This window comes from Mycobacterium sp. PTI7 (assembly GCF_056679845.1).
The window spans coordinates 4,362,833-4,375,719 of record NZ_CM155252.1; the positions used below are offsets into that span (position 1 = coordinate 4,362,833).

10 protein-coding genes are annotated in these 12,887 nt (G+C 69.3%); 1 reads left to right on the forward strand and 9 read right to left on the reverse strand.

The genetic code is table 11. The features are described 5' to 3' along the window. Positions 1 to 17: 17 nt before the first annotated feature. From fadD32 to glf, 9 genes are all read right to left on the reverse strand, one after another. Positions 18 to 1,907 carry a long-chain-fatty-acid--AMP ligase FadD32 gene (gene fadD32, locus AC1MEY_RS20980; RefSeq protein ID WP_480227318.1) on the reverse strand — a complete coding sequence of 630 codons (1,890 nt, stop codon included), beginning with the start codon at positions 1,905 to 1,907 and terminating at the stop codon, positions 18 to 20. A gap of 255 nt (positions 1,908 to 2,162) precedes the next feature. Then, entirely contained in the window at positions 2,163 to 3,173 is a 1,011-nt protein-coding gene (culp6, locus tag AC1MEY_RS20985; RefSeq protein ID WP_480227319.1) for a carboxylesterase Culp6, read from the reverse strand. A gap of 18 nt (positions 3,174 to 3,191) precedes the next feature. After that, positions 3,192 to 3,731 carry a DUF732 domain-containing protein gene (locus AC1MEY_RS20990; protein ID WP_480227320.1) on the reverse strand — a complete coding sequence of 180 codons (540 nt, stop codon included), beginning with the start codon at positions 3,729 to 3,731 and terminating at the stop codon, positions 3,192 to 3,194. A 64-nt stretch (positions 3,732 to 3,795) separates the two neighbouring features. After that, positions 3,796 to 4,689: an alpha/beta hydrolase-fold protein gene (locus AC1MEY_RS20995; RefSeq protein ID WP_480227321.1), complete on the reverse strand. Its 894-nt coding sequence runs from the start codon at positions 4,687 to 4,689 to the stop codon at positions 3,796 to 3,798. Between the two features lie 161 nt (positions 4,690 to 4,850). Further along, positions 4,851 to 6,848 carry a terminal beta-(1->2)-arabinofuranosyltransferase gene (gene aftB, locus AC1MEY_RS21000; protein WP_480227322.1) on the reverse strand — a complete coding sequence of 666 codons (1,998 nt, stop codon included), beginning with the start codon at positions 6,846 to 6,848 and terminating at the stop codon, positions 4,851 to 4,853. Further along, the gene (locus tag AC1MEY_RS21005) at positions 6,826 to 7,743 is read right to left on the reverse strand and encodes a decaprenyl-phosphate phosphoribosyltransferase (RefSeq protein ID WP_480227323.1); all 918 of its coding nucleotides are present in this window, start codon (positions 7,741 to 7,743) and stop codon (positions 6,826 to 6,828) included. The genes aftB and AC1MEY_RS21005 overlap by 23 nt, the downstream gene beginning before the upstream one ends. After that, positions 7,740 to 8,312, reverse strand: coding sequence for a phosphatase PAP2 family protein (locus tag AC1MEY_RS21010; protein WP_480227324.1), 573 nt, complete (start codon positions 8,310 to 8,312; stop codon positions 7,740 to 7,742). The genes AC1MEY_RS21005 and AC1MEY_RS21010 overlap by 4 nt, the downstream gene beginning before the upstream one ends. Further along, a complete protein-coding gene (locus tag AC1MEY_RS21015) occupies positions 8,309 to 10,255 on the reverse strand; it encodes a glycosyltransferase (RefSeq protein ID WP_480227325.1) in 1,947 nt (648 codons plus the stop codon). The genes AC1MEY_RS21010 and AC1MEY_RS21015 overlap by 4 nt, the downstream gene beginning before the upstream one ends. Next, positions 10,252 to 11,529 (reverse strand): UDP-galactopyranose mutase, encoded by a 1,278-nt coding sequence (gene glf / locus AC1MEY_RS21020; protein WP_480227326.1) that lies wholly within the window; start codon positions 11,527 to 11,529, stop codon positions 10,252 to 10,254. The genes AC1MEY_RS21015 and glf overlap by 4 nt, the downstream gene beginning before the upstream one ends. Before the next feature lie 240 nt (positions 11,530 to 11,769). Here glf and AC1MEY_RS21025 point away from each other — a divergent pair, with 240 nt between their 5' ends. Then, complete coding sequence (locus AC1MEY_RS21025; RefSeq protein ID WP_480227327.1) at positions 11,770 to 12,717, forward strand: hypothetical protein; 948 nt, start codon at positions 11,770 to 11,772, stop codon at positions 12,715 to 12,717. Positions 12,718 to 12,887: the final 170 nt, after the last annotated feature.

A 12,887-nucleotide genomic window follows, 5' to 3' on the forward strand; every position in this document is an offset into this window, starting at 1 on the left:
CGGCTCGCGTTTGGGTGTTAGTCAGTCGCGTCGGGGAAGTCGTTGGCTATCTTCCCGGCACGCAGACTTCCATCGAGATAGGCCGTCCGGCAGGCACGCCGGCCGATCTTGCCGCTGGAGGTCCTGGGGATGGCGCCCGCTGCGGTCAGCAGGACGTCGCGCACCGTGACGCCGTGGCGCACGGCGATCGCGGCCCGGATGTCGTCGGTGATGGGCCCCGGGTCGAGCTTGTGCGCACCGGGCGCACGCTCGCCGACGATGACCAGCTGCTCGCTGGTGTCGTCGGGGTCGCGCTTGAGCCCGGCGTGGGCGTTGGCGAAGACCTCGTCGGGCAGCTGGTTGGCAGGCACCGAGAACGCCGCGACGTAGCCGACGCGCAGGGCCTTCGTCGACTCCTGCGCCGAGTACTCGAGGTCCTGCGGGTAGTGGTTGCGACCGTCGATGATGACGAGATCCTTGACGCGCCCGGTGATGAACAGCTCGCCGTTGTGGAACGCGCCGTAGTCGCCGGTGCGCACCCAGGTCGCGTCGTCGGTGGCGCCCTCGGCGTGCGACGGGTTGGTCCGCGACTTGAGGGTGTTCTGGAACGTCTCGACGGTCTCCTGCGGCTTGCCGTAGTAGCCGGTGCCCATGTTCTGGCCGCTGATCCAGATCTCGCCGATCTGGTCGTCGGGGAGTTCGGTCGCCGTCTCGGCGTCGACGATGACCGCCCACTCGGCGATGCCGACGATGCCCGCACCCGCCTGGGCGACGGCGCTGGCGGCGCTCTCGTCGACCTCGGTGAAGGTGCCCGTGTTCAGGGCCTCACGGTCGACGTGGACGATCGTCGGGGTGCCGCCGATGGGCGTCGTCGACACGAACAGGGTGGCCTCGGCCAGCCCGTACGACGGCTTGATGGCCTGGGGCTTGAAGCCGAACGGCCCGAACGCGTCGTTGAACCGGCGCACGGTGGCCGCGGAGATGGGCTCGCTGCCGTTGAGCAGCGCCTTGACGTTGGACAGGTCCAGCGGCGGCTCGCCGTCCTTGGGCACACCGCGGGCGGCGGCGTGATCGAAGGCGAAGTTCGGGGCCACCGAGATGACGCTGCCGATGTCGTCGGGCTTGCGACCCATCTCGCGGATCCAGCGACCGGGCCTGCGGACGAACGCCGCAGGCGTCATGAACGTGAAGAAGTGGCCGATCATCGGGGCCAGCAGCACGGTGATGAGGCCCATGTCGTGGAAGAAGGGCAGCCACGACAGACCGCGGTCGCCCTCCTCCCCGTCGAGCGCCTCGATGATCTGCACGACGTTGGTGGCCAGGTTCAGGTGGGTGATCTGCACGCCGGTCGGGATGCGCGTCGAACCCGACGTGTACTGCAGGTAGGCGACGGTCTCGATGTCGACCGGGATCTGCTCCCAGGTGACGCCGACCTCGTCGGGGATGGCGTCGACCGCGATCACGCGCGGCCGCTCGTTGGCGGGCCGGCTGCGGAAGAACTTGCGGACGCCCTCGGCGGCCGCGGTGGTGGTGAGGATCGCCGACGGCTTGCAGTCGTCGAGCACGGCGTGCAGGCGTCCGACGTGGCCGGGCTCCGACGGGTCGAACAGCGGCACCGCGACGCGGCCCGAGTACAGCGCGCCGAAGAACGCCACGATGTAGTCGAGGTTCTGCGGGCAGAGGATCGCCACGCGATCACCCGGCTGGGTGACCTGCTGCAGCCGGGCGCCGACGGCCTTGTTGCGAACGCTGAACTCGGCCCAGTGCAGGTCCCGGGCAACGCCGTCGCGCTCGGTGGAGAAGTCGAGGAACCGGTAGGCGAGCTTGTCGCCGCGGACCTTGGCCCACTTCTCGACGTGCTTGACCAGGCTCCCGTTGTCGGGGAACTTGATCAGTCCGTCCTTGAGGAACGGGTTGTGGAATCCCATGTTCGCTTCTCCTGTCACACCGCATCCGGCCGTGGTCGCAGCGGTTCGTTCGGACGGCTCTCGAGACCTCGAACGGCACTCGCCGCAGACGCCAAACCTTGAAAATCCTACCGTTCGGTGACGGGCTAATCCGGGATCGTCGAACCGACACCCTGGGGACGGGACGACCGGCTTCGCTTCGGAACCGCTCTTACGCTTCTCTTAATGTTAGGTGACCAGTCCATCGCCGCCAAATCCCCATGACGAAATCGTGACTCATCCGTGTTTCGGCGTCGGCGCATTCTGGATCAGATCGCGCGCCCAGTTCTGCGTCCACTGCGTGGCGGTCTGACCGTCGAGATTCCAGAACTGCGGCGTGTTGTACATCGCGTGCACCGGTGCACCCGCGCCGCCCGACAGCGTCGCCAGCGTCTGGGGCAGGTTGGCGATCGAGAACGCGCCCGTCGGCGCCGCGCAGATCAGGTCGCCGGGAGCACAGATCTGGAACGTGCGGTCGTTGAGTGCGCCGAACCCACCCGGCCGCGGTCCGGTCATGTCGAGGCCGAGCTGCTTGAGCATCGGCACCTCGTGCAGCGTGATCTCGGCGCCCTGCCCCGGCGGGTTCGGGCCGACCTCCTGGGCGGTCGTGTCCTGGCGGCGCCCGTCGGCGATGAGCATCACCCCGAGCACCAGGTCCTGGTCGATGGGCCCGCGGCCGTTGCCGATGTCGCTGGCGATGTCGCCGGCGATGATCGCGCCCTGCGAGAACCCGACGAAGACGAAGCTCGTCAACGGGCACGCCTGGTTGACCCGCTTGATCTCGTCCAGCGTCACCCGGGTGCCCTCGGCGCGGCTGTCGTTGTAGGACATCTGCTTGTCGGCCGAGAACGGATTGTGGAACTGCGCGGTGTACGGGACGGTGTAGACCGCCAGCCGCTGGCCGTCGAACTCACCGCGCAGCGGGTTGCTCACGTTCAGCAGCAGCGCGATCGGGAACTGCACCGGGTTGAGCGGGTCCATCTGCGGCGACGACTCCCACGTGCCGGGGATCGACATCAACTGCACGTCCGGGCAGCTCGCGTCCTGGAACTCGGGCCGCGGAGCGCCGGTGCTGGGCGCGCCGCCGGTCGGCGGAGCTGCGGTCGGCGGGACGGCCGTCGGCGGGGTGTCGGGCTGGCGCACCCAGACCACCACCGCCGCGACGACGACGGCGACCAGCACGGCGACGGCGCCGGCCGCCGCGAGGGCAAGGATGCGGTGGCGCTTGGGTCCGCGAGTGGTGGCCATGTGGTGTGGTGTCTCCTGCTAGCAGAGTCGGTCGGTGGCGATGCGAATGTAGTCGGCGGTCACCGAGTTGACCTGACCGGCAGGAAGCGGCTCGGAACCCGGGGTCGAATCACGCACGTCGTCACGCACCATCGGCAGGACGAAGTCCCACACGGCCTGATCGGACTGGTGGGCGGCGTGCGCCTGGCAGACGTACGACCCGATGCTCAGCGCGATCAGCTCGGAAGACGGGTCGACGCCGCCACGGGTCAGCGCGTCGAGGTAGGCACGCTGCTTGGGCGTCACCTCGATGGCCGCAGACACGCCGCCGGTTTGCTCCTGCGGCATCTGGCCGATCGCCCGGGTGTCCGGGTCGGAGCCGACGGTGGCCGAGGTGGGGGCGCCCATCGTGGCGATCACGTCGTCCCCACTCATGCCGCAGGCCGTCATCGAGACCGCGGCGAACGCGATCATCAGCGACATGGGCAGGGCGGCACGGGTCGAACGCAGACGCGAGCAACGGTGCGAACCGCACCGCTGCCCCGTCGCGCCCGCCAGCGGGGCCACCTCGTCACGCACGACTTCCAACGTACCGGCTGCCTCGCCGGGCCCCCGGGATCGGTTTGCCGCCCGCGGTGGGAAGCTACCTGATGGTGGCGACCAGTTCCCCGGACATCGCGGCCAGCTGCGGCGCCCACGTACCCCAGTCGTGCTGACCGGTGGGCGGGAAGTCGAAGTGCGCGTTGTGGCCGTTGGCGCCGCGGTAGCTCTGGTAGAAGAACCGGTTGGTGCCCTGGGCCTGGTCGCAGAACCCGATCATCGCGGCGGGATCGCTGCACGTCGTGGTGGCGGGGCTGAAGATCCAGAGCCGAGTGTTGCTGTTGGCCAACAACTGTGCGTGCACGTTGGGCGAGTGCCACTTCCAGCGACCCAGCTGCGGAAGGCCCCACATGTTGCGGATGTCGACGCCGCCGTACTGCGCCAGGCCTGCCGTGATCGCACCGTCGTAACCCGTGCGCTCCGGGGACAGGAAGCCCGACAGCGAGCCGGCGTACCGGTAACGGTCCGGGTGGAACGTGGCCATCGCGACGGCGCCGAAGCCGCCCTGCGCGGCGCCCACGATGCCGTGTCCGCCGGGAGCCAGACCCTTGTTGGCGGCGAGCCAGTCGGGTAGCTCACTGGACAGGAAGGTCTCCCACTGGCGGCTGCCGTCCTGCTCCCAGTTGGTGTACATGCTCCAGGCGCCGCCCGCGGGCGCGACCACGGAGATGCCCTTGCCCGCCAGGGTGTTCATCGCGTTGCCCGCGGTGACCCAGTTGCTGACGTCGGGGGCGGCGTTGAACGCGTCGAGCAGCACCACCGCGTGCGGGCCGCCACCCTGGAAGGCGACCGGGATGTCGCGGCCCATCGCGCCCGAGGGCACCATCAGCATCTCGACGCCGTCCGCCCGTGCGGTGGCGTGCGGCGCGACCGTCACGAGCCCCGCCATCAGGGTCAGTGCGCACACCGCGCGGAACAGGACCGAAAGCACCGTCATCGCAACCTCGTCTTCACTCGTCGTCTCGGCCGTCGCTTTTCAACGAACTCGTTGCTTTGCCGAACTCCCGCCAACCCGCGTTGTAGTGAATCACATCACGACACGGGCCGGGCTCGAAAGGGCAGGTGGCCCGTACGTTCGGCGCCGCAGCGGCCGGGTGGTCACGGCCCCGTCGCGGGCATCCCGTCGTACTCCGGATTCTTCCGCGGCGGCGCCGGCAGGCCGCACCGCGACAGCTCGAAGAGCGGCACGCGGTTGATGCGGTAGGAGTTGAACTCGAACGAGTGCACCAGGTTCGACAGGAAGCGGCGGGGACCCATGGGTCCGCGCACCGACGTCAGCAGCGCGTCGGTGGCCGGACACTTCAGCGCGGCCTCGGCCTGGATGATCCAGTCCTCGTCGATGTAGACCGGGATGTAGGGCCGCTCCTTGAGGAACGGTCCCTCCGCCACCGCCCAGTCCGGGAACAGGTTCTTGTCGTGGCCGATCCGGCCGTCCCCGAGCCGCTCGGTGTGCGCGGCCAGCGGATTGGCCAGCCCGATCTGGTCGATCACGCGCACGTCGAGGCCGACGTTCATGCCGAGCATGCCGAGGTTGGTGAAGAAGATGGTGTGCGGACCCCGGTAGTCGGGCGGCCGCGGCGGGGGCGGCGGCTTGGCGGGCACCACGTCCCACTGGTCGTAGTTGCCCGACGGCAGCAGCAGCGCGCCGTCGGGGGTGTTCTCGATCGCGGTGAGCACCGCACGCATGCGGGGATAGGCGAGGTAGTCGGCGGCGGTCAGCGGGTGCGCGTGCCCGGTCGCCTGGGCGTAGAAGCGGCGTTCGTCGACGATGCCGGTGTAGGTGACGCGGGTGGCGTCGGCACCCATGCCGGGCGAATTGGCCGCCCACGCCGACCATCCCACGATCACCAGCCACATCGCGGTGGTGGATCCGGCGAGCAGGATGCCGCCGAACCTGGTGAACCGGGTGCCGTCGGGCAGGATCACCGGGATCACGGCGATCGGCACCAGCACGCAGAACAGCGGGGTCAGCAGGACGCGGCCGTGCATGAAGTCGCCACCCTGCCGTACCCAGTACACCGCCTGAAGGACGCCGCTGAGCACCATGAACGCCACCACGGCGGGCGGGCTCTGCACGGTGCGGGCCAGCCGGCTGACGCCGGGCGGCGGCTGGTGGGTGCTCCACCACGGCATGGTCCGCGTCGCGAACATCACCAGTCCGACCGCGGCCAGCAGCATCAGCGGAAACCACAGCAGGTAGGGCTGATTGAAGTTGCCGAGGTAGGTGAAGCCCTGGTCCCACTTGGCGCCGGTGGCGTCCTTCGCGATGGCGGTGTTGGGCACCAGCAGGCCGTAGTACCCCATCCGGAAGATCTCGTACGCGACCGGCAGCAGGCCGCCGGCGACGAGGATGAGGATGCGGCGCGGCCAGTTCGGCGTGGCCGCCAGGAGCATCAGCAGCGCGACGACGCCGAGCAACGCCAGTTCCGGCCGCACCAGCACGCTCAGACCGGCGACGAACGCCAGCGCCGCCTCGAAGGGACGGCTGACGGTGACCACCCGGCCGCCCGGGCCCGGCTCGGCGCGCAGTGCCTGCGACCAGCAGACCATCATCCACCAGAGCAGCCCCAGATAGGCCAGCACCAGACCGTTCTCGAGGCCGGACGTCGCGAAGTCGCGGGCGGGTGGGATCGCGACGTACACCAGCACGCCCGCCGGCAGCAGCAGCGCACGTCGGCCGCGCAGCCCGGGGGCGTAGAGCCGGCCGGTGCCGAGCATCGCGAAGACCAGCCCGGCGACGCTGAGCACCAGCGTCAGGGCCAGCACCACGTATTCGAGTTGCACCGAACCGCCGAGCCAGGCGAAGAACGTCACCAGGTAGGTCCACACGGTCGAGGTGTTGGCCTCGACCCGTTCGCCGGCGTTGAACACCGGGCCGTTGCCCGCCAGCAGGTTTCGCACCGTCCGCAGCACGATCAGGCCGTCGTCCGCGATCCACCGGCGCTGCCACGCACCCCAGCCGAACAGCACGGCGACCACGAGCACGCCGACCCACAGGCTGATCCGCACGCTCGCGGCGAATGGGAAGGCGGGACCGCGCAGCAGGCGCCGTCCCGCCCGGAACATCAGCCCGTCAGCTGAAGATGACTGCGGCACCGATGGTTCCGATCCACGCCAGGGCCAGCAGCTGCAGCACCCGGTCGCCGAACGCGATCTCCTCGGGCTCACCGGCCAACCCGCCGTCGACGTCGACGGCGTAGCGCAGGATCGCGATGGTGAACGGGATCATCGACACGGCGAACCAGGAACCGCCCGCGGGCCCGTCCCGGTAGAACGCCCACAGGCCGTAGCAGACCACGACCGCCGTGGCCGACAGCGTCCAGACGAAGCGCAGGTACGTACTGGTGTAGCGCTCCAGCGACTTCCGGATCTTGGCGCCGGTGCGCTCGGCGAGCTGCAGTTCGGCGTAGCGCTTGCCCGCGGCCATGAACAGCGATCCGAACGCCATCATCAGCAGGAACCACTGCGACAGCGGGATGTCGGCGGCGACGCCGCCCGCGATCGCGCGGATGAGGAAGCCCGACGACACGATGCAGATGTCGAGCACCGCTTGGTGTTTGAGGCCGAAGCAGTACGCCAGCTGGATCACGATGTAGATCGCCATCACGATCGCGAGATTCGGCGTCGAGAGGAACGAGATCCCCAGCGACGCCACGCCCAGCACGATGGCCAGCCCGTAGGCCAGCCCGATCGGCACGACGCCCGCTGCGATCGGCCGGAACCGCTTCGTGGGGTGCTCGCGGTCGGCGTCGACGTCGCGGGCGTCGTTGATCAGGTAGATCGACGACGCCGCCAGGCTGAACGCGACGAACGCGATGCCGACGTTGAGCAGGACCTTTGGGTAGTCGAGCTGGGAGTCGACGCCGATCGCCGCCAGCGGCGCGGCGAGGACCAGCAGGTTCTTCACCCACTGCCGGGGCCGGACCGCCTTGACGATGCCGCTCGCGAGGCTCTTGGGCGGACCCGCGACCTCCTGCGCTTCCTCGCTCACCTAGCCGTCTCCTTCGACGCCACGATCTTCAACGCTCGGGGGACGTCGACGCGGTCCGCGACGGCGCCGACGGTGGTGGCCACGGCAGTCCCGACCACGACGCCGGCCAGGACGTCGGAGGGGTAGTGCACGCCGAGCACCAGGCGCGACAACGCCATCGGCGGTATCAGCAGCCAGGGCAGCGGCAGTCCGGTGACGCGGCCGAGCAGGACGGCGGCCGCGGCCGTGGACGTCGCGTGCGCGGACGGGAAGCTCAGCGTGCTGGGCGTGCCCACGTTGACCGACACGTCGGGGTGGTCGGGCCGGGTGCGCCGGACGATCCGCTTGATGATCACCGCCGCGGCGTGCGCGGCGAAGGCGCCCGCCCCCGCGGTCAGCCACTCCTGCCGCCGGCTCGGCTGCGCCAGCGCACCGACGAGGGCCACGCCGACCCACCCGGCACTGTGCTCGCCGAAGTGCGAGAGCCCGCGCGCGCCGGGCAACACTCCCGGGCGCCCGGCGATGGCGTGCTGCACCGCGACGAGGACGGCGTCCTCACCGTGCGGCGCCCGGTAGGCGTCGATGCTCATCGGGCGGTGGTTCTCTCCGCCTCGGGCAGGAGGACCTCTTCCCACTTCTGCGTGCTCGTCAGCACCGGCAGCGCCTCGCGGTACACGCGGCGCATCTTGTTGAAGCGGCGGGCCAGCGCGGCCTGCCGCTTGGCCGACTCGCGCAGCAGCTCGAACATCTTCTCGCGGTCGCGCTGGCGGTAGACGACACCGCGGCCGTCGGCGGTGGTGACGGTGACGCCGTCGACCTTCGACAGCGAGAACCAGCGCGCGTCCTGGGTGGCGACGTTGATCTGCGGCCGCTGGTGGTGCTGCGGATCGTGTGCCGTGAGCTGGTGGGCGACGCCGCGGGCCAGGCGAACCGAGATCGCCACCGGACCCACGGGGATCTTGATCTTCTTGCGCCACCGCTTGTCCGACGGCGTGGGCAGCGTGGTCGCGCTCGGCAGCACGACCGCGTCGGGGAACTCCTGGCGCATCGCCCGGATGTCGGGCAGCGCGGACTCCAGGATCGAGAAGATGTGCTCGGGGCCGGCGAGGAAGTCGTCCATCGCCTTGTTCTGGATGGCCACGGTCGAGTACTCGAGGCACAGCAGGTGCTTGATCGTCGCCTTCATGTGGCTCGCGATCAGACCGGAGATCTTGCCGTCCCAGTGCATGGCGGCCACGACCAGCCGGTTGCGCAGGTGGAAGTACGCCTGCCAGTCGATGGCGTCGTCCTTGTCGCTCCACGCCATGTGCCAGATCGCCGCGCCGGGCAGCGTGACGGTGGGATAGCCGTGTTCGCCTGCGCGCAAGCCGTATTCGCAGTCGTCCCACTTGATGAACAGCGGCAGCGGCTGGCCGAGTTCCTCGGCGACCGCACGCGGGATCATGCACATCCACCAGCCGTTGAAGTCTGCGTCGACGCGGCGGTGCAGCAGCTTGCTGCGGTAGGAGTCCTCGTCGTTGAGCGGATACTTCGCGAAGTTGTGGTCGTATTCGGTGTTAACCGCGTTGGTCCACATGAAGTTCGACTGGTCGACCATCTCGCCCATGACGTGCAGGTGCGACGGCTCCTGCAGGTTGAGCATCTGCCCGCCGACCAGGGTCGGGGTCTTCGCGAACCGGTTGAACGCCAGCGCCCGCAGGATCGAGTCCGGCTCGATGCGGATGTCGTCGTCCATGAACAGGATCTGTTCGCAGTCGGTGTTCTTCAGCGCCTCGTACATGACGCGGCTGTAGCCGCCCGATCCGCCGAGGTTGGGCTGATCGTGGATCCGCAGCCGGTCGCCGAGCGCGGCCGCCGCGGCCTCGAAGTCGGGGTGGTCCTTGGCCTTTCGGGTGCCCTGGTCGGACACGATCACCGCGCTGATGACCTCGTCGACCAGGGGGTCCGACGTGAGCGCCGCCAACGCGTTGACGCAGTCGGCGGGCCGGTTGAACGTCGGGATGCCGATCGCGACGTTGGCGCGGGTCGGGGGTGCGACGGGTGCGTACCAGCCGGCGCCGAGGACGGTCACCTTGGTGTCGGTGGTGATGTCGAACCACACCCAGCCGCCGTCCTCGAACGGATCGAGTTCGATCTCGAACTCGACGGTGGCGGTGTCGTCGGGACCGGCGCTGGTGGCCTCGCTGCCGCCGACGGTGATGCGGGCGCCGGTCGCCTTGGAGCGGTACACGTCGACGCGGGCGCTGCCGACCAGGTCGACGCGCAGCACCACCGACTCCAGCATGGACCAGCGTCGCCAGTAGCTGGCGGGGAACGCATTGAAGTAGGTGGCGAAGGAGACCTCGGACTCCGCGCCGATCTCCAGCGTGGTCCGGCTCGGCGCGTGTGCCCGCCGGGCGTTGGTGATCGACTCCTCGATGTAGAGCTTGCGCACGTCGAGCGGTTCACCCGGTCGCGGCAGGATCACCCGCGACAGCAGGCTGACGGCCTTGGACGGTCCGGCGCCGAGCGCGCCGGACGGGATGTCACTCATGGTCGGCTGCTTCCTGTTTCGTCTTCGGTGAGTGGCGCGCCATCGCGCAGGTGCGGCGCCAGCGTGTTGTCGTACATGTTGAGCGCACTGGCGATGGCCATGTGCATGTCGAGGTACTGGTAGGTGCCGAGCCGGCCGCCGAACAGCACCTTGGCGGATGCGGTCTCGGCCCTGGCACGTCCCCGGTACGAGGCCAGGATCTCGCGGTCGGACTCGGTGTTGATCGGGTAGTACGGCTCGTCCGTGTCGTCGGCGAAGCGGGAGAACTCCCGCATGATCACGGTCTTGTCGGTCGGGTAGGCGCGCTCCGGGTGGAAGTGCCGGAACTCGTGGATCCGCGTGTAGGGCACGTCGGGATCGTTGTAGTTCATGACGGGCGTGCCCTGGAAGTCGCCGGTCTCGAGCACCTCGAGCTCGAAGTCGAGGGTGCGCCAGCCGAGCTTGCCCTCCGTGTAGTCGAAGTACCGGTCCAGCGGTCCGGTGTAGACGACCGGCGCATCGGGGTTCTCGGCGCGCAGTCCGTTGCGGACCTCGAACCAGTCGGTGTCGAGGCGGACCTCGATGCGGTCGTCGGACGCCATGTTCTCGAGCCACGCGGTGTAGCCGTGCACCGGCAGACCCTCGTAGGTGTCGTTGAAGTAGCGGTTGTCGAAGGTGTAGCGCACCGGCAGCCGGGCGATGTTGGCCGCGGGCAGCTCGGTGGGGTCGGTCTGCCACTGCTTGGCGGTGTAGCCCTTGACGAACGCCTCGTACAGGGGGCGGCCGATCAGCGAGATGGCCTTCTCCTCGAGGTTCCGCGCATCCTCGGTCGCTATCTCGGCGGCCTGCTCGGCGATCAGGGCGCGGGCCTCGTCGGGGGTGAAGTATCGGCCGAAGAACTGCGACACCAGGCCCAGGCCCATCGGGAACTGGTAGGCCTGCCCGTCGTACATGGCGAAGACGCGGTGCTGATAGCCCGTGAAGTCGGTGAACTGCCGCACGTAGTCCCACACCCGCTGATTGGAGGTGTGGAAGAGGTGTGCGCCGTAGCGGTGCACCTCTATACCCGTCGTCGGTTCGGGCTCGGAGTACGCGTTGCCGCCGATGTGATGGCGCCGGTCGAGGACTAGGACCCGCTTGTCGAGCTGGGTGGCCACGCGCTCGGCGATCGTGAGGCCGAAGAAGCCGGAGCCGACGACGATCAGGTCGTAACCGCCGGCTGCTCCGGAGGGCAGGTGCGGGGAATCGGCTGCCGAGGACGTACCGGGAGCGACCGGGGAGGCAGGGGTGGTCATCGGTGGCAAGGGTATCCGACAGGGACCGGCGTCCCCGAATTCCAGCGCGCGCCGTCCCGATGCGGTTCAGGTCGCAATTGGCTCACGATTCCGCATCGTCACTCCAGACTCACTAGTCACATACGTACCATCGACCACGTCGGTATCGGTGATTCGGATCAACGGATTCGAGCCCCATCGACGAACGAAGACCATCAAGCAAAGTCGTCCCACGCGGCGCACTATCTCTAGGAGACTTCCGTGCCCAACCGACGTCGACGCAAGCTCTCGACTGCCATGAGCGCGGTCGCCGCCCTGGCCGTCGCAAGTCCGGTTGCCCTGGTCGCCATGTCCGACCTGTCCACCGAGAACGCTGCCGCACCTCAGCACCGCGAGTTCAAGCAGGCCTCCCTCGTCACCGATCTGCCCAACGAACTGATCGGCGCGCTGTCGCAGGGTCTGTCCCAGTTCGGCGTCAACCTGCCGCCGCTGACGGGCCTGCTCGGTGGTGGCGGTCTGCCCGGGGCGTCGCCGCTGACGTCCCCCGGCCTGGCCTCCCCCGGCCTGACCTCGCCGGGCCTGACCGCACCGGGCCTGACCGCTCCCGGTCTCACCGCGCCCGGCCTGACGGCTCCGGGTCTGACGGCTCCCGGCCTGAGGGCCCCCGGCCTCACCGCCCCGGCCCTGACGACTCCCGGCCTGACCGCTCCCGGCCTCACCACGCCGGGGCTCACGACGCCGGGCCTGACCACGCCGGAGCTGTCCACGCCGGGTCTGACCACCCCCGGTTTGACGACACCCGGTCTGACGACACCGGGGCTGACCACGCCCGGGCTCACCACGCCCGGCTTGGCGGCGACCGGCCTCAACCCGGCGCTCACCAGCCCGGGACTGACGCCGATCTCCAGCTCGGTCGGCCTGCCCGGGGCCAGTGAGATCCCGATCGCCGATCCGATCGGTCTGGATCCGCTCTCGGGCAGCTACCCGATCCTGGGCGATCCGTCCCTCGGAATCCCGACGGCCGCACCCGCCGGCGGTGGCGGGTTGCTGGGCGACCTGTCGAGCGCCGCGCAGTCGCTCGGTGCGGGCCAGGCCATCGACCTGCTCAAGGGCATGGTGATGCCGGCGATCACGTCGGCGATGCAGAAGGCGGGCCCCGCCGCCGCTGCCGCCGCGCCGGCCGCCGCCGCCGCGGTCCCGACTCCGTAGTCCCGCGCGAAACGGCACCGCAGAAGCCATCGATGCTCTGCGGTGCCGTTGCGTGCGGCCCCGGAAAGATTGCCGGCCACGTTTAGTGTGTCGAAACACTGGTAACAGTTGTCCCATACGTAACATCGGGCCGTGCCGAGTCACCGGTCCGTTCCAACGCTGCTGTTCTC